Genomic DNA, 26,148 nt, shown 5'->3' with positions numbered 1-26,148 from the left:
AATCTTCTGATTTAATTGTTAATCTTAAATTCAAAACCCAGGCCTCTTACACTAGAAATACTTATAGTCGAATCTTCTCTAAAATATTTCCGTAACCTGCTGATAAAAACATCCATGCTTCTGCCTGAAAAGAAATCTTCGTTACCCCAGATTTCCCTTAAAATTTCTTCCCTTTTAATAAGTTTATTTCGGTTCGCATGTAAAAAAATGATTAATTGCGCTTCTTTCTCAGTAATCCGATGTGTTATGGTCTCGTGTTTGAGTAAGTAGTTTTCATAATCAAAAATGTAACTGCCAATTGCGAAATTCTGTTGTAAAACAATTTTTTCTTCAATTTTCTGAGAACGTTTTAAAATATTACCTATTCTCAAAATTAATTCTTCTACTTCAAAAGGTTTTACGATATAATCATCCGCTCCCAATTTCAACCCTTTGATTTTGTCTTGCTGCAGTGATTTTGCCGTTAAAAAAACAAAAGGAGTATCAGGAAATTGATCCACTATCTTTTCTGCTAAAGTAAAACCATCCATTTGCGGCATCATTACATCCAAAATACAAATATCAGGTTTAGTCAAAAAAAGAGATTCCAAAGCTTCTTTACCGTTCTTTTTCCAGGATACTTTAAAACCTGAAAACTCCAAATACTGTTTCAAAATTGAAGCGTAATCAAAATCATCTTCAACTAATAAAATATGTTTCATTGTAACGGAATTGATATTAAAAACAAAGCTCCTTTATTTTCTTCACTAATTACTTTTACATCTCCACGATAAGCTTCCACTAATTGTTTTACATAAAACAATCCCAAGCCAAGGCCTTTGGTATTGTGAAGATTTCCTTTTTCTACTCTGTAAAACTTATCAAAAATAGCTATGTGTTCTTTTGGAGAAATCCCTTTTCCGTTGTCTTTTATACTGAGTAAAAATTTATTATCAATACTTTTTAGTTCAATATTTATTTGCGTTGCACCATATTTTACAGCATTATCCAAAAAATTAATCAAAATTGTATTGAGATGAAAACGATCTATTTTTAAAGTGATCATTTCTTTGATTTGCTGACAGGAGATTAAAATATCAGGTTTAGAAAGTCTGAAATCGTCTATTATTTCTTTAATTTCCTTACAACTTATTTCAATGGAAGAACTTGTATCAGCAACTGGATTAACTGAAACATTCGCAACCTGCTGAAACAATTTCTGAAGCCTGTTGTTTTGTCTTTCCAATAAAGATAAAGTAGTTTTATATTCTTCTTTCGACATTTGATCTTCCTTTCGCTGTAATGTTTTTACAGCAATATCCATTGTGGCCAAAGGAGTCTGAAATTCATGTGTAATGTTGTTTACAAAATCTGTTTTTATATCGGCAATCCGTTTTTGGTTAATTAAATTTTTAATAGAGAGATAATACAGATACACAACAAAAAACATTAAGATCAGAGAAAACAATAACAACCCTGCCATTTGACCCAAAATCGTTTTTTGCCAGCTTGCAAAACTGTAATATTGTTCTGTTTTTAACGATAGCACATATTTACTTTTTACAGCACCCGGATTATCCGATTCTGATTCATTAGTGTTTTGCCACTTTCCGGTCGAAGAAGAAATTTCATTGTTACTTTTTACTTTGTTATCAAAAATCAACAACTTGCCATTGTAAACCGAATCCGTTTTATTGTTGTTTATAATGACCAGAGACGTTAAATAATCGCTGTAACCAATTTCAAAATCTCCCGGTTTTTTAGACTTTTCCATATATCGTTTCATCGCATCGGAAAGGGAATCCTGATTTTTCTGAATAAGTCTTAAATATTCTTTTTTTGCTATTTTTTTATAAACATATCCTTCAGACAATTTCCCTGTTTGCCCCATCCAGCTGTCTTTTATAGCATCGAATTCAGCATGGTCTTCCAACTCGGTTATTTGCTTTCTGATTTTGGTGTTTACTTCCCTTTCGTTTAGTTTATAAGTATTGTATATAAAATAACCCTGAATAGCCGCCAATGCGATTACCGTAAAAATACATGCCCCGATTAAATACGCAATTTTCTTTTTTTTTTGCATGATGTAACAATTAACAAAAACAAATTTACCTTAATAATTCTTTACGGCTTTTAGTAAACAACCGATTAACCCTTTATTAACCGAATGCTGAAATGAATGTCTTAAAAATAGGGAGCTCAGCTTATTTCATTTTTTCGAAACTAAATAACACAAAACCCGTTAACCCATCATTAACCCTCTATTAACCCTATACTCCAGAGAGGTTTCAGAGATTTGCTCCTAACAAATCATCACACCATGAAACATTATATTTTTTTAATCGTATTACTTCCACTTATCGGAATTGGTCAGCACAAAATTTCAGGAACGATTTTGGACTCTAAGAATAATCCCGTAGAATTTAACTCTGTGTCTCTATTAAAACAAAAAGATTCTGTATTTTATAAAAGTACTCAAACAGATGAAAAAGGTTTTTTTGAAATAATAAATGTTGAAAAAGAAAAATACATTTTGAAAATCAGCTCTTATGGATATCCTGAAAAATATCTCAATATTGATGTACAGTCAGATCTCCAACTCTCCCCGATTACACTGGAGCAAAATGTGGAAATACTAAATGATGTTACCATCACAACATCAAAACCAATTCTAAAAAGAAAAATCGACCGAATAGAATTTACTGTAGAAAACTCTTCACTTTCTACTAATAATGCCTGGGAAATACTGGGCAAAACACCAGGCGTGACTACCATGAGCAACGGCAATCTGACTGTTCGTGGAAGCAACAGTATTCTGGTCACTATTAATGACAAAAAAGTCTATTTAACGGGTGATGAATTAAAGCAATTTTTAGAAAACACAAACGGTGAAGATGTCAAATCAATTGAAGTGATTACAAATCCCCCTGCTAAATATGAGGCACAAGGGGCAGTAGTTTTAAATATCAGGTTGAAAAAAAATGTAAAATTAGGTTATAAAGGAACGGTGAGCGGTTCTTACACACAATCTATTTATGCAAAAGCAAATATTTCTACAAGCCATATTTACAAAGGAGAAAAACTTTCATTGTCGGGACGTTATACTTTTGGCTGCGGTACTTATGTAAGAGAAGGAGAAGATTTCATTCATTATTTGGATAATTCAGGCGAAACCAACTCGATTTGGGAAAGCATCATGAGAAGAAAAAACAAATCGGCATCACAAAATTCATTTCGTCTGGATTCAGAATATGAAATAAACAGTTCAAATACAATCTCTTTTGGGGTCACTGGTTCTATGACTCCAAATGTTCATGGTTTTTATAATGTCCCAACTTATATTTATGATCGTAACAGAAATCTGGATTCTCTGTATGTGACTCAAAACAACAGAAAAAAAACATCCCGAAATAATGATTACAATTTCTCTTACGATCATAAATTTAAGGAGAAAGAGAAACTTTCTTTTTCTTCAGATTATACACATTACTATTACAATGAAAATCAGGATATTTTCTCTTCATTTTCATTACCCGACAATGCTCCTTACCGACAAACTCGATTTGTAAGCGACAACACGCAAAAAATTCAGCTTTTTTCCGCACAATCTGATTATGCGAATGAAAATAACGGAATTGAGATGGGAATGAAATTTGGAAAAGTAAAAGCAGACAGCCAGCTCATTTTTAAAGATGAAATTAATGGCGAATTAATTGAAAACACAGCCAGAACTAACCAGTTTTTATATGATGAAACCATTTTTGCAGGTTACGCAAGCTATAACAAAGAAATAGAAAAATGGACGCTGAAAACCGGATTAAGAGGAGAATATACTCAGCTAAAAGGAAATTCGGTTACGGTGACTGAAATAAACCAGCAAAAATATTTTAAATTTTTCCCCACTTTCTATGCACTTTACAAAGCCAATGAAAATCATCAAATCGGATTTTCGTACGGAAAACGAATTAGCCGTCCGCAATACAGCTGGATGAACCCATTTCGATCTTATTACAATTCCTATTCGTATTTTGTTGGGGATCCAAAACTGCAACCCACCATCATTCATAATTTGGATTTGACTTATACTTTAAAAGACAAATACAATTTTGATTTGTATTACAGACACGAAAAAAATCCTTCAATGGAAATCTCATATCAGGATTATGAAACGACTACGGTTGTCTATCATCTTACCAACATCGAAAAAAATACTGCTTTAGGATTAGAATTCAATGCTAATCTGGTTTTCTTTGACTGGTGGGAATCCGGAATTCAAACCGGGGTCAATTATACTCAGGATACTTTTTTGGGAGTTGATGAAAAATTGTACCAAAACAAACTTTTGCAGTATAATGGAAGTACTAATAACCGATTTACATTCAACAAGAAAAAAGATTTTACTGCCGAAGCCAATTTTTATTACAACTCCCGATCTGTACAGGGCACTTTTACTATTAGCCAATCTACAAGTTTAGACTTTGCATTTCGAAAAAAGGTATTTCAGGACAAATGGGAGCTTTTTGCGATTTTTTCAGATGTTTATCGCGGGGAAAAACAAACGGTTACCAGTAAATATGCAAATCAGTATAATTATTTTACTGATTACAGTGATAGCCAAAATTTCAGAATAGGTTTTAAATATAATATTGGAAATCAAAAACTGAGCGAAAAAAACAAAGAACAAACAGAAGAGCAAAAAAGACTATAGTTTAAGACAATTTCTATATATATGTAGGTATTGAAGTTTTAATCAAGTTAAAAATTTAAATAAGATTTTTAAATGCTTCATTTTTTTTTAGCTGTAGGTTTTGAAACTTCAATGTCCATGTAATTTTGAATATCACTTCGCATTACTTTAATTTGATTACTTAAAAAAAAAACTCTCTTTTAATACAATAATCCATCAAGTTTTTGAGGTCAATTTAAAAACATAGAACAGTATCGGTCCATTCCCTAAGGTCTTAATTCTATTACTTTATATACAAATTGTTTTTCATCTTTTGATATTTGTTTCTTTAAAATTGGGGAATTAAATATTATAAGTCTTTTTTCTACAGATTTATCGTCTAATCTGTATTCTTCTATTTCTTTGCCATTTGTAATAATTAGTTGTCCATCTAAACGAATTCTGAAAAAATTCTCGGGTACATTGATGTCACTAAAATTTATTATTTCATCATCGTATTTACAAATGTTTCTATAGTAGTGAAATTCTTCATTTGCATTAATAATAGTAATCTTAGCCTTCTTGAAATCATTTTTTAATTGTTCATAATTATTATTTGACTGAATAACACGACCACCTTCATTGACACCTTCGCTAGTAGAACAATAAAAGCACCAATAATTTGGATAGAATTGTTTTATCGAATTTGTCAGATCAATTCCTATTTTCTTTTTGCTAATATTTTTAATCATAAATTTTATATAGTAATTAGTTTGATCAGGTAAATCATAAATAACTTTTTCAATACTTACCTCGGCGTTTATTCCCTGATAAATAACTTGTTTTAAACTATCATGTTTTTGAAATTTAGAATCAATTTTTGAAATTTTAGTTGGGTGACTCGATCTACACCCTAACAATATAATTAAAGCAATTACGATGGATGTACAAGTAATAATTCTCATAATCCTTTTCTCATTATTCTAATTTGATGCTTAAAAAATCTAACACTTACCATATTTATAATTGATTAAAAAACTTTACGATATACCAGAGAATCCTTTTTGTATAATAATTTTTCAATTAAAACTCCTTTATCATTATAAAGCTTTAAAGTATCTACAAAATACCCATCTTTTGTTTCTATTTCATAATAGAGCTTCCCATTTTCATGAAAATCTTTTTCTTTGCCAGTACCATTTTTGAAATAAGTAGAATAAATAATCTTTCCCTCCTTATCATAGATTTTATAAATACTATCGCGTAAACCATTTTTGAAATATTCTTCACGAAATATATATTCTTTGTTTTCTTTGTCTTTCAAAAAATAATTGCGTTTAGATTTCCATAACCCTTCTTGTTTACCATTGTGAACATATCCTTCTCTTTTACCATGATAAATAAAATATTCACTTGGATTATCCTCATCAATTAATTCTCTATTTATTATTAAATCTTGACTGATAAAATATGAATCTTTATTATTCTTTAAATAAACTCCATTTTTGTAAACATTTGAGTTCCCAGCAAGAAAGATCCCTTTATCTGGTGTATCCGAAATATCAATTTTGTTAATTTTACAACTAAAAAAAGATAAAACAAATAAGCACAAAACTTTCCTAATAATTTTCATAATCGTTTCTCATTATTTTAATTTGATGACTTAAAAAAAATACTTTCGTATTAAAGTAATCTATTATGTTTAGTTGGTTTTTCTTTTCCCTAACAGTAGAAACTAGATATATGAACAATAATTTCATTTAAAGATTTTTTAAAGTATATTTTGTATAAACATCATTTTCATATTCCTGTTTAGTTTTAAAGTCTATGGTACCAATAAATTCGCCCTGTTTTAAAGCAATAGGTTTAAAACTATCAATTTCAAGATATTTTGCTTTATTTGGTTTATATCTAAATTTCAAACACCGAATGGAATCTATAATATAAATTAGAGTATCTTTTTGATATAACCTTTTTTGTGTTAACTCTCCCTTCGGATTGTATAACTTTAATGTATCTGTAAAATAGCCATCTCTAGTGTATGCTTCAAAATAAAGTTTACCATTATAATGAAATTCTTTCCATAAACCTGTCCCCATTTTGAATGTGGTTTCATAAATAACTTTTTGATTTGAATCAAATAATCTAAAAACACTATCTCGTAGTCCTTGTTTAAAATATTCTTCTTTATTAATCCCCCCTTTTGCATATACATCCCCTTTTTTATCAAATCCAGCGTACCCGCTTAACCATTTCCCTTCTTTGAAATTACCTTCCTCACTGCTATATACTCTTCCATATCTTGGATATACGGTACGTCCTATAAAATTTTCTTCAACATAATTTACTCCCGACTCAAGATTTTCATTAGGAAAATCTTCAAATACATAGGTGTCATTAGATGTCTCAGTAAGTCCCATTCCTTGACCTACCCTTGGCGCTTCTTCAAACCCCTTTTTAAATAAATGACAAGAAATAAGAAGTAAGAATAAGACTGTATAAATTATTGCTTTTTTCATTATTTATTATTTTTAAATGGTTTTCGTAGACAAAATATCCGATACATAATTTTTAGAGTCATCTCTCAATGTTTTTATTTGATTATGCAAATAGTATAATTTTGTATTATCGTAATCCATTATGTTGTTAGTACTTCCTTGTTTAAAAGTCAAATAATTTGATTTAATTTGTTCTATTATATCCGTAAGATACATTTTGTATCTTTTCAAATGAAGAATGAAATCAGTTGTTAAAAAATGACATGTTAAATTGTATTCTCTATAACTAATATCTGTAATGTTTTCTATAATTTTTAATGCATTTTTATTTTCTAGTATATGTTTTTGAATATTTTTTTTACTTAATTCTGAATAATTAAGAGTATTCAATTTTACTTGATATACATTAATAAAATTATTTAGATATTTTGTTAATGTGTTCTTATCAGAATTAAAAATATTCATATCATAATAGTTGTAATTATTTGCATCGCTAATATCTTTATTAATACCTGATTTATAATTTGGGTTTTTTACTTTTACAGAATTTTGAAAAATAAATTCTAATTCACCATTACCTAAAATACTTTCTTTAGCATTCTTAAACGCATTTTTTTCTTTTTGATTATAGAAAATGTGTGGTAATCCAAGCATATGTCCTATTTCGTGTGCATAGTCTTCTTTTTTTTCAACAGAATTTGAATAGATAAATAAAATAGAATGATTTAGGGGAGATGTTCTACTAAAAGCTCCAGTTTCAGAAGGAGATTCATACTCAGATAAAATGATAATCCCTCCCTTATAACTTTTAGATTTTAACTTCAATTTTTCATTATAAAAATCAACTGTTTTATAATCAATTGTACCCTCACTTACGACGTCTTTTACTTCTTTTGTTTCCGTTTCGGTGCTAATTTCTTTTCCATCAGGTGAGTATGAAATTAGGATATGTTTTTTGGTTTTAACATGATCCACTTTAAATAACTCTTTTTTTGTCCAATCTGTTTTATCAAAAGCATAGAAATAATCATCTACATCAGCACTATCCATAGTATCAAAATTCTCAATTTCCACTTCATAACCTGCCTGATTTAAAGAATTTTCATTCAGGTATTTTTTAATATCGTTATCTTTAAACTTTCTAAACAAACCCTTCGCTTTTTCATTTGGGTTGCCATCTGAGGATACTAAAGCAATCACCCTGAATTTCAATTTCAGTTCGTTGTTTTCCATCATTGTTAAACCTCCCACGGAGTGAGAACCTGTAACCGGATTACTATGTTTAAATTCATATTTTTTTTCACTTCCTTCCTCCAAACATTTTACTTTGAAATCAATCTTTCCTGCCTTAGTTACTTTTATCTTGGCAGTCTTACCTTCTTTCTCTCCGCCAATGATTTCAAATTCATAAAATTCATCACCGGTTATCGTAATTACATCATCCTTTATCTCGCCTTGCCAAAGGATGATTTCGGCACTTAATGTTATTTCCTGATCACACTTAATTAAAGCAAATGGAATATCAATATGCTTACTTACAGGATTGAAATTATAATGATCCTGAATAGCATGTTTTGCTCCTATCGGATCTGTACTTGTTGCAACAATATCTCCTAAATCTGGATTAGCTGGATCTTTTTTATAGAAATATTCTACCTCTGAAAAAGGTACACCTTGTATTTTCTCTATCTGTTTGGTTTCTGGATCTACATCGACCCAATCAAAACCGAATTCTCCATTGTAATTGTCATTTAATCTTACTTTTACATATAGATTTGTTATTTCCAAAGGTTTTGCAGTTTCTGGTTTATCACCAAAAGTTGTACCTCCCTTAGCTGTAATAGTCGATTTCCCGCCTACATTTTCGACATAGTTTCTGGTGTACAGTACATATTCCTCGCAAATTTCTGTATTCTTGACTGATGATCTGTAGATGGTCATAATTAAAACATGTTAGATTTTTCAGTTGAATTGATTTTGAACTCACCTTCTGTATGGACATTTTTATTTTTCTCAATATTCATTTCGTGGCTTTCGTGGTTATTTATAATTTTTTTAGATTGAGATTTTCTTTCTCCGATCACATTTTCAAATAATTTACCGGTCACATTTACCATATAATCAACTCCAATGGATAGTGTATGCATCAGACCTACAGTGGTAGATTTATCACCTCCGGCACTTTCAGAAATATTCATTCCGGCGTTCACACTAATATTTTTACTTGCTGACAAATTAATATCTGCAGCATTCACAGAAAAAGTTTTTGGCGCATTCACATCAATATTTCCCTGACCATCCATTTTCCATGTATTGCCACTCGGGTCTTCGATTAAAATACTTCCATCTCCGTCATTCAAAATAAATTTGATTCCTGAACGCGTGTGAATCGCCTTAACATTATTCTGACCGTCTGCATAACCGCTGGTTTCACTGCCATTATATTGTGCTCCCAAAACATACGGATTCTGTGCATTGCTTCCTTCAAAGCCTACTAAAACCTCTTCACCAATTTCGGGAATAAAATAAAATCCTTTTCCTGAACCTGAGTGTGGCTGAATCATTCGTAGCCACTCACTTGAATTGTTTCCGCCTGCCCAGTTGAACTGCACTTTTACACGTCCCAATCCTTCCGGATCATTGTTGTCTTTTACTTTGGCTGGCTGTGTTTCGGCTTTGGCAAATACATTGACGTCTGTAAAATGTGGTGCTGCAACGTCTGCCGGAATGGCTTTGAAATTACAGGCATAGTTTCCATGAACTTGCGAAAGGTGTGTCACTTCTGTCACAATCAGTTCGTGCTCTACAGTCTGGTTTACGATGCTGAAAACCTGTCCAAGCCCTAACGGAAAATAAGAGGTTCCACTGTAATACACACTATTGGCGTCACTTCCTGCTGTTTGCAGTTTGACCATTTCTTCGATTTCTTCGCTGCTTTGAGCATTGGTTGTATAAGCTCCATTGCTTAAGTCGTTTTGGGTAACGGTTCCCTGATTGTGTCCTACAACGGCAGAGAAACTGTCTTTACTTCCTGAGGATGTTCTTGCTGCCGAATTACGAATATTGGATGCACCATTGTAATCATACCCTCCCAAAGAAATTTTATGGGAAGCCATATTGGTCTGGATTTTAAAACCATGCAGCGAAGATCCGTTGATGAGTTTTATTTTACTGGTTTTGGTTTGTCCGAACTGCATTCGCATTCCGTCAAAATAAAACCATTGCCCGTAACGACTGGCCAATCTTTTTAAGAAATCAAAATTGGTTTCATTGTACTGTGCCATATATTTGAATTCCTGAAGATAGGTAGATTTTATAGCATCTCTTTCATAGAATTCTCCTGGGCCTTCTGCTAAAATATCCAATACTATATTATCCAAACCTCTTTGCTGGTAGGTTCTTGATTTTTTCATGTCATCCAGAACGATAGTATGGCTGATACCTTTTACATGTAATCCTTCGGCGCTGCCATGAAGATCTATAGAAGATAGTTCTGTTATGATTCCTTTGCTCATCAACCGGATTCCGGTAAGGCTTTTAAAGGTAAAGATAACTTCATCTCCAAGATACGTTCGCAATGCCTTTGCCTGATCTGCCGGATTTATGATCGCCTTGCCTGTATATTGCCATACAAAAGAAAAATGATGGTGATCGGCCATCTTTTGTGACAGTTCTAAATTATGATAAACAACATTTTGGGTAAAGCTCCCTATGCTGATATGTACCTGTTCTGAAAAATGTCCCATAACTATTTTTACATTAATTATTAAGTAAGATTTTTTTGTAAAAATAGAATTTTAAATTACTTAAACAACGGATGCGCAGAAAACTGTGTAACTTTTTTATTACAGAACTCTACAACCAGAAACATTCAGCTTTACTCATTAGTGAAATTGATTAAAATTGATTTGATGAAAAAACAGATCCGATTTGTAAAATTGGCAGTAAACATCATTTAATAATTCAAGTAATTGTTTCATCCTAAAACAATTAGACTTTATTCAGAATAAACTTCGTCAAAGGCTTTTTGGCTTAAAAAGACTTCTACTCCACTCAGATTGCCAATTTTTCAATTTCATCCAACAGGATTAATTTATTAAATCTTTAAGTTTCGATTAAGTTAAAAATTTAAGCAATTGAGTTAATTCAGGTACAATACTATTTCTAAATTGCTGTCTGGCCAAGTGTCAGACACAATTTTTATAAGACATGAAACTAAAACAAATCGAAAGGGTTAAGAAAATCTCAAAATCTGATTTTATTTCCCAATATGTAAAAAAACAAATTCCGGTTGTTGTTGAAGAACTGACAGAAGACTGGCCTGCTTACCATAAATGGAAATTGTCCTATATTAAAGAAATAGCGGGTGACAAAACCGTACCCTTGTATGATGACAGACCCGTTAATCACGAAGAAGGATTTAACGAAGCTCATACCACAATGAAAATGAGTGACTACATTAATCTTCTGGAAGAAAAACCTACCAATTATCGAATTTTTCTTTACAACTTAATGAAAGATGTACCTGCTCTGAAAAATGACTTTTTATGGCCTGATATTGGACTAAAATTAGTTAAACAATTGCCTATGGTGTTTTTTGGCGGAGAAAACTCTAAAGTGTTTATGCATTATGACATTGATTACTCTAACATCCTGCATTTCCATTTTCATGGAGAAAAGCAGTGCATGATTTTTCCTCCGGATCAGTCAAAATACATGTATAAAGTTCCTCACGCTTTAATTTCGAGAGAAGACATTGATTTTGACAATCCGGATTATGATAAATTTCCCGCTTTGAAAAATGCCGAAGGTTACATCACAAATCTAAAACATGGTCAAATGTTATATATGCCGGAAGGTTACTGGCACTATATGAAATATTTAACTCCAGGATTTTCTATGAGTTTACGCTCATTTCCTAAAAACATTACCCATTTATCAAAAGCGGCTTACAATGTTTTGATCATGCGCCATTTTGATATTTTGATGCGAAAATTCAAAGGTCAAAAATGGATAGATTATAAAAATGAAAAAGCAATTCAAAACACAAATGAAAATTTGCGTAATGAAATTAATAGATTATCTTTTTAGTTTCCAGCTTATTTTCAGTTTTAATTTTAAAAATCAGAATCTGATTTTTGGGCTTCAGATTAGAAATTATTATGGAATTTTGATTGGTGTTTTGCTCTAAAATCAATTTCCCCAAAATATCAAAAGCTTCAATTTTTTGAATATTTGAGCCTTCTGATTCTATAACTAATTGTCCCTTCTTTTGGTAAATAACGAGACCTTTTTTATTTATCGAAAATTCCTTGGTCTGCAATGTGTTATCTGAAAATTTTAAAACAAAACGACTATTAAAAATTCCTTTGTCTGTTGAAAAGCTATAGGATCCATCATTTAAATTATGCAGAATCTTTTTTTCTTTATCTTCCAGATAAACTGATTGCCCAATAAAACTTTCATCTAAATGATCAATACTTATTGTAAAATTTCCATTGATTTCTGTTTTGTACCCCAAAGTAACTTCATCTGAATGAAAAGGAAATTGTCTGCCCTGAATAACCCAATTTTTACCTTCGTTATAGCTATAAAAATTAATATATCTATTTTCATCCAAAGACTCTCCGTCAAAAAACAAATCATAACTATTGGTAGCACCCTCAATATAACCGACTAAAAGCTGTTTAAAAACATTTTCTTCACTGGTCAGATTGAGCCAGATTCTGTTTTTTTCTATTATTTTCTTTTTTTCAATAGTTTTAGCCGGTTTAAAAAAAGAGGAATTTTGTTCTATGATTCGCATGTTATCATCAAATTTCACTTTTTCTCCCTCAACTAAGCCTGTTACAAAAAAAGATTGTCCCGAAGCAATTTTACCGTTCGGTTCAGTTTCATTTTGTCCCGAAGATACCGAAGATCTTGTCCCTACACCTCCCAATAAATTATAAACCGCATAATCGTTTGTATTGTATTTATTATTGGTAAGCGCTGTATTGTGCGTCCAGAAATAAAGTGATCCTTCTATATTTTCTGCATTATCTATTAAAAAAGAATCTGCATTAATTGCAGAAGGATATGGATTGCCAATTAAATTTGAGTTACCGGGAGTGCCAAGCGGAATTGTAATTTTTCCGTTGACCGGTATGCCTTTAAAAATAGCTTCATATTTTTCAGGAACTGTAGAAGAGAAATTTTGTGGTCCCCGAATAATATACCCTTTGCCAACTGTCATTATGTTTGTCGGAACTTCTCCTGCCCATTTTCTTAAAATAGCATCAAAAGAGAAAAATTTATCTGATAATGTATGCGGAGAAACATCTATCAATCTATGATTTTCAACAGGAGAAGACCAACAAGTGTAATCAAATTTTCGAATAGGAGTCGTTTTTCGCTTAAGATGAATAATTCCTGTATTAACCATTTCATCATCTGATTGATACAACGAAGCAGTATCTTCTAAAACTAAAATTCCGTTTCCTGAATAATTGAAACTCAATCCCAAAGTTTTTCCGCTTGAAATTGTCACTGTCTTAGCCGAATTGATACTGCAACTACATGCATTTACCGAAGCTGAAAACAAATAATCTTCTTCAAAAACTAGTTCTTTTCCCTCAGATGGAGATCCATTAGACCAGGAACCATTCCATCTTGAACTATCAGTGCACAATTTTAAACGAGCAACCCGATGTTTGGCAACTCCTGAAACCGAATTAAAGTTCCCTCCTATTATCAGTTTGCTATCTGCGGTAATTTCCATTGTATATAAGGTACTATTAAGACTTACTGAAAATGAAGAGTCATAAATACCATTTGAAGATAAACGTAATAAGCGTAAAGAAGCTATTCCGTTATAATTTCCAGAAAAAGCTCCTCCTGCTAAAATTCTGTCATCGGACTGTATCAAAATACTTCGCACATCACCATTACTAAAACCAGTTCCTGAATCAAAAGTTGTGTCTAACGTTCCGTTTGAATTGAGTCGCAGGATTCGTCTTTTTGAAATACCATTATAGTTTAAGAAAGAGCCGCCTACAATAATTTTACCATCAGATTGGAGATTAAGTGCATATACATTTTTATCGAATCCGGCACCTACAGAAAAACTACTGTCTATACTTCCATCAGTATTTAATCGTACTAATCTGGAATATCCTGTTCCGTTAAACATATCAAATCTTCCTCCTAAGATAATTTTTCCGTCAGGCTGAACTAATATTATGTCAATAGCTCCATTTGCACCAACAACAGTATTAAAGCTACCATCAATTGTTCCGTCCGGCATAAGTCTTACGACCCGGCCAAATGTAACACCGTTGTATTTCGTGAAATTTCCCGCTACCAATATTTTTTGATCTGATTGAATTGCTACTGATACTACCTGACCATTGAAACCAATCCCGGAAACAAAACTGTTGTCTAAACTTCCATCAGGTAAAATGCGGGCAATACGGTTGGATGTTGTACTGTTGTAACTTGTAAAATTTCCGCCAATGATTATTTTACCATCTGGTTGCTGTGCTGCTGTTTTTATACTATTATTAGCATTTGTCTGAGCAGAATTAAAGGTAATATCCAAATTTCCATCTGGCAGAATGCGGGCAATTCTTGAAGAAGGAACACCGTTAAATCTGGAAAAATTACCAAAAACCATTGTTCTGTTATCTGATAATGGCAATACTTTTAAAACGGAATTATCAAACCCAACTCCTGCCGATAAATAACTAATGTCATGGATTCCATTTGCATCAATTTTAGCTAACTTACCCTGATTTTGAGAATCAAAAACTGAAAATGAACCACCGATATACCACCCTCCTTCAGAAGAATTAGCCAAACTGTATACCGATGCAGAACCTGGACCATTGCCTATATCAAAATCAGGTTTAATGATTCCGTCAGGATTTAAGAGCATTAATCTGTTTACATCTAATCCATTATATAAATCTGTAAAAGAACCTCCCAACATTATATTTCCTGAAGTATCAGTTTTTATAACATATACAATACCATTATTCAAACCTGTTCCTGACAAAAAAGTCGTATCTGGAGTTCCATCCGGATGTAATCGGATAATTCTGTTTGCTGTGTTTCCATTATAACCTGTAAATTCTCCACCCAGAATAATTTTACCATTCGGCTGCAAAGACATTGCATGAATATCGTTATCAAAACCACTTCCAACATTAAAAGTAATATCTGTACTTCCATCAGGATTTAAACGGGTAATTCGGTTCACATCAACACCATTAAACTTAATAAAATTGCCTGCTAAAATAATTTTACCATCTGATTGAATTTCAATACAATTGATATTTGAAGGAGCTCCGGAACCGGTTAAAAATCCGGCATCTAAATTTCCATCAGGCAAAATTCGGGCAATCCTGTTTACTGTAATGCCATTATATTTTGTAAAACTTCCAACAATAATAATTTTCCCATCTGACTGTGTTACAATCTGATTTATTATACCTGAACTTGCGCCTAATGATGTATTAAAAGTAGTATCGTGAGAGCCGTCACTATTTAAACGAATCAATCTACCTGCATTTTCTCCATTATAACTGGTAAAATTCCCTCCAATAATGATTTTTCCATCAGACTGAATATAAGATGAATATATTTTCCCATTAAAGCCCGAACCTGTGTCAAAATCGGTATCTACAGACCCGTCTGTTTTTAATCGTGTCAAATAAGAAAGTGGTTTTCCATTAAAATTTAAAAAATCACCTCCTACAATTAAATTGCCATCCGTTTGCATAGATGTGGTTCTTATGGCATTATCAAACCCATCTCCATTGGTGCCATTATCATAACTGTTAAACGTTGTATCTAATTTTCCCTGTTGGGCATTACTATTATTTAATAAAAAGAAGAATAGAATTATAGGCAGATAATATAATTTTAATTTCAAAATAAAAACAATTTAGTTAGAGGATATTTTTTTACAATTAATAAGAATTTACACGCAATTTATATTTATCCTTAACTTGCCACAATACCCACATTTAGTGATTTATGTACATGATCAAACTTTCTTTCAAAACCAAAAAAATCCGATAACTTTCGCTATCGGATTTTTTAATTTTATTACCCTGTTATCTTAATTAAAGACTACCTTTTTTGTAGTCTGGTAACCATTGTCCAAAACCACCTTTACCAATAAAACCTGTTGGGCAGATGGCAAATTCTCAATAAGCAACTGCAGATTATTTACATCCTTTTTCACATACAATTGTTTGCCTGAAAGATCATAGATAAATACCTTATCTATGTTTTCTGATGTTGAATTTACACTAACGGTTTTGTTGGCAATCTTAACCCAAACTGCATCATCTGCCACTTCAAAATCACCCGTACCCAGTGTATTGGCACTATAACGCAATACAAACCGATCATTGAAGGTTCCTGCTTTTGTAGTAAAGACATAATTTCCTGCCGTTAATTCGTTTATCGTACCGGTTTGCTTATCTTCAAGGTAAACCCTTTGGGATGCTAAATTGCCATCGGCCTTATCAATTGAAATGGTAAAGTCCCCCGCAATGGTAGAGCGATATCCTAAAGGAACCAAATCTGTATTGGTAAAGGGCAAGGCACGACCCTGGATAGTCAGCTTATTGGTTGTATTGACACTGTAGAAATCGATATACGTATTGCCATCAAAAGTCTCTCCATCAAAATTATCATCATAACTATTGGTTGCACCCTCAACATAGCCTATCAGGGTTTGTTTAAAAGCTCCGCCTGAATTGGTCATATTAAGCCACAAACGGTGGCTCTCGAAGCCTGTTGATTTTGAACTTTTACCGGGTTTGAAGAATTGTGCATTATCAGCTCCCCCAACTCGCATTGAATTATCAAACTCAACAATTCCATTTGCTTTTGCACTTGCCATAAACGATTGTCCCGCTGCTATGTAACCAGAAGGGATGGCATTGTTCGCACCTGTGGTAGCAGTACCTCCTGTTGCATTAAACGAAGCATAATCATTTGAACTGTATACATATTTGCCTCCACTTGGTGAAATACCCGTATTATGTGTCCAAAAGTAGATAGTCCCGTTTAAAACTGCATTGTTATTGGCATTAGAATATAAAAACTCCCTTGCATCAAGTGCTGAAGGATATGGGTTTCCGATCAGGTAATATTTCCCTGCTGTAACAGCCTGACTGCTGGTAATATTCCCATTATTAGGTACTCCTTTAAACTCAACAGGCTGGGCATAAGTAGGAGCCGTTGGTATAGGCCAATAATTAGGTTTAGGAACCCTGATAGCGTAACCAATTCCTGGTTTCATTACATTGGTACGGGCTTCTGTTTTCCAGGCACTGTCGTAATAGGCAATATACTTATCTGACAAAGTGTTAGGAGATAAACCAACCAAGGTTTGTCCAACTACAGGTGATGACCAATAAGTAGCATCGAAATTCTTCATCGGAAATGAAGTACGTTTGTAAACAATAGCTCCTGAATTCACAGCATTGGTCGTTTGCATTAAACTCGCATTGTTTTCAAAAATTAAATTTTCATTAGTAGCTACATTTACCCAATTTGTAACAGTCAAAGTACGACCTGATTTTATGGTAACTTTAGTACTGCTACCCGAAACCAGACAAGTACAACCATTTAAATCAACATTAGGATCTACAGCCGGAGGATAATTTCCGGTAAAAACAATATTTTGATCTAAAGTCGGTACTGAGCCTGTTGACCAGGTGCTTCCATCCCACGTATTTGTAGTCTGACCTGAAATTGAAATAGTAGCTGTGGAAGGAGATTTACATCCTGTACTATTCGTTACCCTAAAACTATACGTTCCTATCGCCAAACCAGATACTGTGGTTGTAGATCCTGTACCTGTTGAAGTAATACCTCCGGGATTTCTCTCTAATGTCCAGCTACCTGTAGAAGGTAAATCACTTAAATTAATAGTTCCTAATGAATTACAGGTAATATTTTTTACCGTGCCAATGATAGGTGGATTTAATAAATTAATAGAAGTGGGGATATCATCACCATTGGTCTGACCTGAGATATCTTCAACTGTATTTAATGATGGATCGATTGCAATAACTTTTGCAGTATTAATAACTCTTCCTAAACTAACATCTGCCGCTGTAACTGTATAATTTGCGGTTAAAATAGCAGTGGCACCCACAGCCAAAGAAGCTATTGGCGATCCTGATATTGTTCCTATCTTCGGATCGGTAACACTTAAGTTTGTTAAAGGAACTTCTCCTGTATTGGTAACTTCAAAAGTATACTGAATTACACTTCCCACTACACCACATCCTGTCATAGAGGCTTTTTTTACCAAAGAAACTTCAGCTGTTTTTAATGAATTTTTGTTAAACGCAATAAAAGCACAATCTGAATCTCCCGAAAAATCAACGACAAACTTATCAATCAGACCAACATTCGCTGATGTAATACCAAAAGAAGTTAAGTCAATAGCCAATACTCTGATATCACGGACATCATTTGCAGGAAAACCAGAAGCAGGTGTTCCATTATTCGCATTAAACAAATCTAATCGGTAACTTCCCATTACCGAAATAGAAGCAAAGTTAACGTTTACGGGAATTCCAACCGTAACATCATTGCTGTCTACAAATCTAAATTTATCTACATTTGAATTTGGCTGAGCCACCTGAGTAACAATAATATCCGGTATATTATCTCCAATAGCACTCAATAAAACATTATTTGTACCCACTTTAAATGAAGCAGAAGCTGCTTTTATATTGGCAATTCCGGTTCCTAAAGCGAGACCATTAATACCGTCAGTAAGTCTTGAAGCCAGCTCGGCAGGAACAGAGGCAGGACCCGAAAGCGGAGGAGTTAAAACCCTGTTTGTTAAAGAGCCATCAATCATAGAACCTTGCAAAAAATAAGTCGCGGAGGTATATTCTAAAGACTGAATTTTTAAAGCTCTAAAAAGAGAGTTTTCAAAAACAACAGAATGAGCTGTTAAAGCCGCATTATTAGCACCGGTTGCATACGTTTTCCCGTTCCATTGAAATGCCAGAAGATTGTTTTCAGTATTGGGCTGATTATTTACTCCCGTAGCAGCATTAGAGGTCCAGTATCCATTCCAATCAGTATAAATTCGGTTAACTGTAGTCTGACTTAAACATTTAGAAGTAATAAATAAAAAAAACAAGAGAGCGGTCTTTAATAACAAAGGACGCAGAATCAAAAGTGATTTTTGAATCATGTAGCAGGTTATTTTAGTTAAATTTGTTGTTTGGCAATTAATTTATTCTTTCCGTTTTGAATTAAAAGATTAATTTTTCAACTCTTATCTATTAAATACATAAGAAAATCAACCTTACATTCTTGAGATTAAGTATAATAATGGGCAAAAATAGCAGTTCTGTTGTATTTTTTTTACCTCAAAAAAAGCAAATCCGATTAAAGGCATAAATACTCGATGTAATACTTTTCTCTAGTCTTAGAGAATTAAAAATTTGTAAGTAAAAACTTATTTATACTTATAAAAGTCTAGTAATCTGGCAAAAGCACCTTAATAAACTTTGTTTTGGATTAATACTCTTAACCTGAGTTCGATTAAGACAGCACAAAATTTGTTTACAAATAAATTATATCAGTTAATGTTCCTGCAAGGTCTTTTTGGAGACCTTGTAGGTATCTTCATCAGTATTTATACCTACAAGGTTAAAAAAACTTGCAGAATATCTAATAAATAACAAATTATTGAATAATCGAACTCAGGTTCTTAGGAACGAATCAAAAAAATCCGACAGCTTTCGCTATCGGATTTTTTAATTTTATTACCCTGTTATCTTAATTAAAGACTACCTTTTTTGTAGTCTGGTAACCATTGTCCAAAATCACCTTTACCAATAAAACCTGTTGGGCAGATGGCAAATTCTCAATAAGCAACTGCAGATTATTTACATCCTTTTTCACATACAATTGTTTGCCTGAAATATCATAGATAAATACCTTATCTATGTTTTCTGATGTTGAATTTACATTAACGGTTTTGTTGGCAATCTTAACCCAAACTGCATCATCTGCCACTTCAAAATCACCCGTACCCAGTGTATTGGCACTATAACGCAATACAAACCGATCATTGAAGGTTCCTGCTTTTGTAGTAAAGACATAATTTCCTGCCGTTAATTCGTTTATCGTACCGGTTTGCTTATCTTCAAGGTAAACCCTTTGGGATGCTAAATTGCCATCGGCCTTATCAATTGAAATGGTAAAGTCCCCCGCAATGGTAGAGCGATATCCTAAAGGAACCAAATCTGTATTGGTAAAGGGCAAGGCACGACCCTGGATAGTCAGCTTATTGGTTGTATTGACACTGTAGAAATCGATATACGTATTGCCATCAAAAGTCTCTCCATCAAAATTATCATCATAACTATTGGTTGCACCCTCAACATAGCCTATCAGGGTTTGTTTAAAAGCTCCGCCTGAATTGGTCATATTAAGCCACAAACGGTGGCTCTCGAAGCCTGTTGATTTTGAACTTTTACCGGGTTTGAAGAATTGTGCATTATCAGCTCCCCCAACTCGCATTGAATTATCAAACTGAACAGTTCCATTTGCTTTTGCACTTGCCATAAACGATTGTCCCGCTGCTATGTAACCAGAAGGGATGGCATTGTTCGCACCTGTGGTAGCAGTACCTCCTGTTGCATTAAACGAAGCATAATCATTTGAACTGTATACATATTTGCCTCCACTTGGTGAAATACCCGTATTATGTGTCCAAAAGTAGATAGTCCCGTTTAAAACTGCATTGTTATTGGCATTAGAATATAAAAACTCCCTTGCATCAAGTGCTGAAGGATATGGGTTTCCGATCAGGTAATATTTCCCTGCTGTAACAGCCTGACTGCTGGTAATATTCCCATTATTAGGTACTCCTTTAAACTCAACAGGCTGCGCATAAGTAGTGGCCGTAGGTATAGGCCAATAATTAGGTTTAGGAACCCTGATGGCATAACCAATACCTGGTTTCATTACATTGGTACGGGCTTCTGTTTTCCAGACGCTGTTGTTATAGCCAATATACTTATCTGACAAGGTATTAGGAGATAAATCAACTAAGGTTTGTCCAGCTACAGGAGATGACCAATAAGTAGCATCGAAATTCTTCATCGGATAAGAAATTCGCTTGTAAACAATAGATCCTGAATTAGCTACATTATTAATTTGCACCAAACTTGCATTATTCTCAAAAATTAACTGTCCATTAGTAGTTACTGCATTGGTAATAGTTAAGGTTACTCCTGATGGCACTGTAGCAATTACACCATTGTTAATAGTCAACGCGCAACCCTGTAAATCTGCTGTAAAAGGAGAATTTGGAGTTACAGAATCGATGATAATATTTTTTGATGCATTTGGAACTCCATTACTCCATCCTGATCCGTTCCATGTAGTAGAGGTATGATCAAAAATATCAACTGTAGATGATGCTGCAGAAGGACATCCGCCATCATTAGTTACTGTGAAAGTATAACTACCTATTGCTAAACCTGAGATAGTCGTACTTGTTCCTGAACCTGTTGTAATTACTGTTGCCGGAGTACTTGTTATTGTCCAACTTCCCGAAGATGGCAAATCACTCAAAATAACACTACCTGTATTTGTTGTACAACTGATATTTGTTGTGGCACCTACTGTTGGAGTTGATGGGGTTGGTTGAATTGTTACAGTACATGAACCTGTTAAAGGCGCAGAACACGTTGGTGCCGTTTGGTATACTGCACTAACCAGATTATAAACAAATGTTCCAGATGTTCCTGTTGGTGCCGCTAGTATTGCTGTAGTATTTGCTCCTACATTGACAGTAGCACTTGTTCCGCCATTGATGTTATACGTTACAGTGATGGCTTCATTAAGTGGGTTGGTAAAAGTTACATTTGGCGTACTGCCTCCCTGACAAACCGAAGTAGTTCCGCTTATTGAAGCTGTTACGGTGGGACGAACCGTTATGGTAGCTGATCCTGTTAAAGGTTCAGAACAGGTTGGTGCTACTTGATATACTGCACTAACCAGATTATAAACAAATGTTCCAGATGTTCCTGTTGACACTGCTACTGTTGCTGTAGTATTTGCTCCTACATTTACAGTGGTGCTTGTTCCGCCATTGATGTTATACGTTAACGTAATCGCTTCACTAAGTGGATTGGTAAAAGTTACATTTGGCGTACTGCCTCCCTGACAAACCGAAGTAGTACCGCTTATTGAAGCTGTTACCGTAGGACGAACCGTTATGGTAGCTGAACCTGTTAGAGGCGCAGAACACGTTGGTGTCGTTTGATACACTGCACTAACCAGATTATAAACAAATGTTCCAGATGTTCCTGTTGGTGCCGCTAGTATTGCTGTAGTATTTGCTCCTACATTGACAGTAGCACTTGTTCCGCCATTGATGTTATACGTTACAGTGATGGCTTCATTAAGTGGGTTGGTAAAAGTTACATTTGGCGTACTGCCTCCCTGACAAACCGAAGTAGTTCCGCTTATTGAAGCTGTTACGGTGGGACGAACCGTTACGGTAGCTGAACCTGTTAAAGATGCAGAACAGGTTGGTGCCGCTTGATATACTGCACTAACCAGATTATAAACAAATGTTCCAGATGTTCCTGTTGGCACTGCTACTGTTGCTGTAGTATTTGCTCCTACATTTACTGTGGCGCTTGTTCCACCATTGATGTTATACGTTACTGTAATCGCTTCACTAAGTGAATTGGTAAAAGTTACATTTGGCGTACTGCCTCCCTGACAAACCGAAGTAGTTCCGCTTATTGAAGCTGTTACGGTGGGACGAACCGTTACGGTAGCTGAACCTGTTAAAGATGCAGAACAGGTTGGTGCCGCTTGATATACTGCACTAACCAGATTATAAACAAATGTTCCAGATGTTCCTGTTGGCACTGCTACTGTTGCTGTAGCATTTGCTCCTACATTTACTGTGGCGCTTGTTCCACCATTGATGTTATACGTTACTGTAATCGCTTCACTAAGTGAATTGGTAAAAGTTACATTTGGCGTACTGCCTCCCTGGCAAACCGAAGTAGTACCGCTTATGGAAGCTATTACCGTAGGACGAACCGTTACGGTAGCTGAACCTGTTAAAGATGCAGAACACGTTGGTGCTGCTTGATATACTGCACTAACCAGATTATAAACAAATGTTCCAGATGTTCCTGTTGGTGCTGCTACTGTTGCTGTAGTATTTGCCCCTACATTTACAGTGCCGCTTGTTCCGCCATTGATATTATATGTTACCGTAATCGCTTCACTAAGTGGATTGGTAAAAGTTACATTTGGCGTACTGCCTCCCTGACAAACCGAAGTAGTTCCGCTTATTGAAGCTGTTATCGTAGGACGAACTGTTACCGTGTAAGTGGCAGTAGCTGGTGTCACACAAGGTCCATTTGATACGGTCATTGTTAAAGTAACAGTATTACCTGCATCTCCTGTTGCTGCTGTATAAGTTGGTGTTAATGTTGTTGCGTTGCTTAATGAACCCGCACCGTTATGGGTCCATAAGATTGCTCCATTCGCTGCACTTGCACCGCTTACTGTAGCTGTTCCTGTTTGGCATATTGTCTGGCTACCTCCAGCACTTGCTGTTGGACTGGCAATCGTAATTCTTACTCTACCTGCGCCTCCTGCACCACCAATATGGTCTGTACCATCTGTAAGAAATGCACCTCCGCCTCCGCCACCTGGAGCAACTCCCGCATTTCCATCATTCTCATTTGTAGTTCTCTGTGCCCCTCCCAAACCTTCAGGACTAGTAGTATTTGCACCATTACCTCCAGCTCCACCAATTGTTGTAGTTCCATTTGCGCCATTTGAACCTGGAGATTTTGTTATAAGCGTACCATTAGTAATAGTACTCGCACTAGATCCCGTTCCTCCACTAACAGTTGTATTATTAGGTGCAGAACCACCCGCACCACCTTCAGCATATATTGTACTTGTCGACCCAAACCAAGAAGGATTTCCCTGTGCTCCGGCTGCCGCTGTACCAGGTCTCACTGCTCCAACAGTTACAGTGTAACTTCCAGCACTAACTGGAATTGTCCCCATTATATAAGCTCCTCCAGCACCTCCTCCTCCACCTTTTACATTAGTGGCAGATGACCCTCCTCCAGCACCACCGCCGCCCCAACATTCAACCTGTAAACTGGTAACTCCAGCAGGAACAGTAAAAGAACCTGATGCGTTATAAATAGTAGATAACCCTGTTGAAACTGTTACTGCTGGTGTAGTTGCTGTACAACCAGGCGCAACACTACTGGTAAAGGTAAATGTAGCACTTCCGGTCGCTACCCCCGTTACAAGACCCGCATTATTTACTGTTGCAACCAAATCATTACTACTAGTCCATGTACCACCAGTTGTTGGAGACAAAGTTGTTGTAGATCCTGCACAAATATAATTATTGCCGGTAATACTTACTGTAGGACTTTGGTTAATCCTAATTACTACATCATCTGTAGAAGCTGTACAAGGCGAATTAGAAATTGTCCATCTCAATGTATAACTTGTTCCTACTATCCCCGTAAATGTACTAGTCGGACTTGTTGGAGTTGTAACAGTACCACCAGCACCACTAAAAATAGACCATATACCTGTTCCAGATGTAGGATTATTACCAGCTAATGTTACTGAAGTCAATCCACACGTAGCCGCACTCGTTTGATCTGGACCTGCATTTGAAACTGTTGGCACTGAATTAATTACTACACTTCCGGTCATCGTTTTACAATTCGCAGATCCAACTATAGCCATCACTTTATATGTACCTGCTACAGACTGAGTTCCTAAACTAATAGCAGCTCCTGTACCCGCAACAATGCTACCTACGTTTACTCCATCACGCTGTAATTGATAACTAACTCCTACTTGAGAATTATTAAGACCCATTGCAGTATTAGTTCCTGCACATCCATTAGATCCAGTCATAACAAAATCTGTTGGATCACTTGCAATAACACTAATGTTATCAAGAATCCAGTCATCACCACCTGATGTAGTAAGACACAATCCACTTCCAGCAGGAGTATTTGAGGTAGTCGCCAGAAACTCAAGATTTGCTGCTGTTCCTGATGACCATGGAATCGTAAACACTATTGTACCTTGACCAAGGGTGCCTATTGAGCTGATCGGAAATCCTGCTGTTGAGGTTAATACAGCACCATTGGAGGGAGTAATATTAGCTGTAGTTATATTATTATTATTTGCCGGATTATTAATCGTCATATATAGCGTGCCACCAATTCGTACTTTCAATGTTGCAGTAGTATTACAAGCTGTTCTATTTGCATTTTGTCCTTTAATGTTAAAAGAAACCGTTAATGTGTTACCAAACAATGCCGTAATATTTTGTGATAAAGGCTCATCAACAACACCATCGGCATCAATGTAAATCTCATTTAAAGCCCAAGGTGAATAATACCAGCCAGAAGCATCTCCTTTTAATGTCCAACCAGAAGCATTTCCGGAAAAATCGCCTCCTTTAACAACGTTACACCCTGATTGTCCAAAACTCATTTGAAACACAAAAAAAGCAAAACAAAAACATATAGTTTTACTTAAAGATTTATTGAGAGTTGAAAAAGGCTTATAAAACAGATAAATAACGAACAAAAGTAATTTTTGAATCATACAGTAGGTGGTATTTATTTTAGATTTGTTTGGGACGTCGATTGCAATTATTAATAATTTATAATGGTTAAAATGTCAAAAAATCATCATAAAAAAGTTGCATAATAAAGGACAAAAATAAGTCTTCTGCAATTTCTTTATATGTGAAAAAATTTAAATTCGATTAAAAACATATTTATCCGATGTATTGCCATTTGGGATTGCAAAAAAAACAATTTAAAATGTAAAATCCTACTTATGTTTTAGGCATATTACGTCAAATTCGGCTTAATTTTCTTAAAAGCACACTGGAACACACAATAACTATCTTAAAATCAAATAAATAATTAAAAAAAA

General features: G+C 34.5%; 12 protein-coding genes. 2 read left to right on the top strand and 10 right to left on the bottom strand.

The features are described from left to right. Positions 1-11: 11 nt before the first annotated feature. Both BXU10_RS18415 and BXU10_RS18410 read right to left on the bottom strand, forming a co-directional pair. Positions 12-701 (bottom strand): response regulator transcription factor, encoded by a 690-nt coding sequence (locus tag BXU10_RS18415; RefSeq protein ID WP_078229013.1) that lies wholly within the window; start codon positions 699-701, stop codon positions 12-14. Continuing rightward, positions 698-2,062: a sensor histidine kinase KdpD gene (locus BXU10_RS18410; RefSeq protein ID WP_078229012.1), complete on the bottom strand. Its 1,365-nt coding sequence runs from the start codon at positions 2,060-2,062 to the stop codon at positions 698-700. Before BXU10_RS18410 ends, BXU10_RS18415 begins: the two co-directional genes overlap by 4 nt. A gap of 237 nt (positions 2,063-2,299) precedes the next feature. Here BXU10_RS18410 and BXU10_RS18405 point away from each other — a divergent pair, with 237 nt between their 5' ends. Further along, a complete protein-coding gene (locus BXU10_RS18405; protein WP_078229011.1) occupies positions 2,300-4,687 on the top strand; it encodes an outer membrane beta-barrel family protein in 2,388 nt (795 codons plus the stop codon). Positions 4,688-4,932: 245 nt separating this feature from the next. Here the strand turns inward: BXU10_RS18405 and BXU10_RS18400 are convergent, their stop codons facing one another. The 5 genes from BXU10_RS18400 to BXU10_RS18380 all read right to left on the bottom strand — a co-directional run bounded on the left by BXU10_RS18400 (position 4,933) and on the right by BXU10_RS18380 (position 10,889). Beyond that, a complete protein-coding gene (locus tag BXU10_RS18400; RefSeq protein ID WP_078229010.1) occupies positions 4,933-5,610 on the bottom strand; it encodes a hypothetical protein in 678 nt (225 codons plus the stop codon). A gap of 65 nt (positions 5,611-5,675) precedes the next feature. After that, positions 5,676-6,278 carry a toxin-antitoxin system YwqK family antitoxin gene (locus tag BXU10_RS18395; RefSeq protein ID WP_078229009.1) on the bottom strand — a complete coding sequence of 201 codons (603 nt, stop codon included), beginning with the start codon at positions 6,276-6,278 and terminating at the stop codon, positions 5,676-5,678. A gap of 127 nt (positions 6,279-6,405) precedes the next feature. Continuing rightward, positions 6,406-7,164 carry a toxin-antitoxin system YwqK family antitoxin gene (locus BXU10_RS18390; RefSeq protein WP_078229008.1) on the bottom strand — a complete coding sequence of 253 codons (759 nt, stop codon included), beginning with the start codon at positions 7,162-7,164 and terminating at the stop codon, positions 6,406-6,408. Positions 7,165-7,176: 12 nt separating this feature from the next. Next, complete coding sequence (locus tag BXU10_RS18385; protein WP_078229007.1) at positions 7,177-9,084, bottom strand: hypothetical protein; 1,908 nt, start codon at positions 9,082-9,084, stop codon at positions 7,177-7,179. Between the two features lie 2 nt (positions 9,085-9,086). Further along, positions 9,087-10,889 carry a type VI secretion system Vgr family protein gene (locus BXU10_RS18380; protein ID WP_078229006.1) on the bottom strand — a complete coding sequence of 601 codons (1,803 nt, stop codon included), beginning with the start codon at positions 10,887-10,889 and terminating at the stop codon, positions 9,087-9,089. 463 nt (positions 10,890-11,352) lie between these two features. On the opposite strand from BXU10_RS18380, the gene BXU10_RS18375 reads away from it, so the two are divergent. After that, positions 11,353-12,234, top strand: coding sequence for a cupin-like domain-containing protein (locus tag BXU10_RS18375; protein ID WP_078229005.1), 882 nt, complete (start codon positions 11,353-11,355; stop codon positions 12,232-12,234). On the opposite strand, the gene BXU10_RS18370 is transcribed toward BXU10_RS18375, so the two are convergent. The 3 genes from BXU10_RS18370 to BXU10_RS18360 all read right to left on the bottom strand — a co-directional run bounded on the left by BXU10_RS18370 (position 12,215) and on the right by BXU10_RS18360 (position 25,698). Continuing rightward, on the bottom strand, positions 12,215-16,057 hold the full coding sequence (locus BXU10_RS18370) for a calcium-binding protein (RefSeq protein WP_078229004.1): 3,843 nt from the start codon (positions 16,055-16,057) through the stop codon (positions 12,215-12,217). The genes BXU10_RS18375 and BXU10_RS18370 overlap by 20 nt on opposite strands. Before the next feature lie 189 nt (positions 16,058-16,246). Further along, a complete protein-coding gene (locus tag BXU10_RS18365) occupies positions 16,247-19,360 on the bottom strand; it encodes a T9SS sorting signal type C domain-containing protein (RefSeq protein WP_078229003.1) in 3,114 nt (1,037 codons plus the stop codon). 590 nt (positions 19,361-19,950) lie between these two features. Then, positions 19,951-25,698, bottom strand: coding sequence for a T9SS sorting signal type C domain-containing protein (locus tag BXU10_RS18360; protein ID WP_189328109.1), 5,748 nt, complete (start codon positions 25,696-25,698; stop codon positions 19,951-19,953). Positions 25,699-26,148 lie beyond the last annotated feature (450 nt).

Origin of the sequence: Flavobacterium sp. LM4 (genome assembly GCF_002017935.1) — a bacterium.
Lineage (GTDB): Bacteria > Bacteroidota > Bacteroidia > Flavobacteriales > Flavobacteriaceae > Flavobacterium > Flavobacterium chungangense.
Note: the sequence above shows the minus strand (reverse complement) of the source record. Positions and strands in the feature narration are given on the sequence as shown.

What these genes read in the sequence shown, in the direction of transcription:
- BXU10_RS18385 (WP_078229007.1), bottom strand. Translation starts at nt 9,084, where the DNA reads ATGACCATCTACAGATCATCAGTCAAGAATACAGAAATTTGCGAGGAA.
- BXU10_RS18365 (WP_078229003.1), bottom strand. Translation starts at nt 19,360, where the DNA reads ATGATTCAAAAATCACTTTTGATTCTGCGTCCTTTGTTATTAAAGACC.
- BXU10_RS18405 (WP_078229011.1), top strand. Translation starts at nt 2,300, where the DNA reads ATGAAACATTATATTTTTTTAATCGTATTACTTCCACTTATCGGAATT.
- BXU10_RS18375 (WP_078229005.1), top strand. Translation starts at nt 11,353, where the DNA reads ATGAAACTAAAACAAATCGAAAGGGTTAAGAAAATCTCAAAATCTGAT.
- BXU10_RS18415 (WP_078229013.1), bottom strand. Translation starts at nt 701, where the DNA reads ATGAAACATATTTTATTAGTTGAAGATGATTTTGATTACGCTTCAATT.
- BXU10_RS18390 (WP_078229008.1), bottom strand. Translation starts at nt 7,164, where the DNA reads ATGAAAAAAGCAATAATTTATACAGTCTTATTCTTACTTCTTATTTCT.
- BXU10_RS18410 (WP_078229012.1), bottom strand. Translation starts at nt 2,062, where the DNA reads ATGCAAAAAAAAAAGAAAATTGCGTATTTAATCGGGGCATGTATTTTT.
- BXU10_RS18360 (WP_189328109.1), bottom strand. Translation starts at nt 25,698, where the DNA reads ATGAGTTTTGGACAATCAGGGTGTAACGTTGTTAAAGGAGGCGATTTT.
- BXU10_RS18400 (WP_078229010.1), bottom strand. Translation starts at nt 5,610, where the DNA reads ATGAGAATTATTACTTGTACATCCATCGTAATTGCTTTAATTATATTG.
- BXU10_RS18380 (WP_078229006.1), bottom strand. Translation starts at nt 10,889, where the DNA reads ATGGGACATTTTTCAGAACAGGTACATATCAGCATAGGGAGCTTTACC.
- BXU10_RS18395 (WP_078229009.1), bottom strand. Translation starts at nt 6,278, where the DNA reads ATGAAAATTATTAGGAAAGTTTTGTGCTTATTTGTTTTATCTTTTTTT.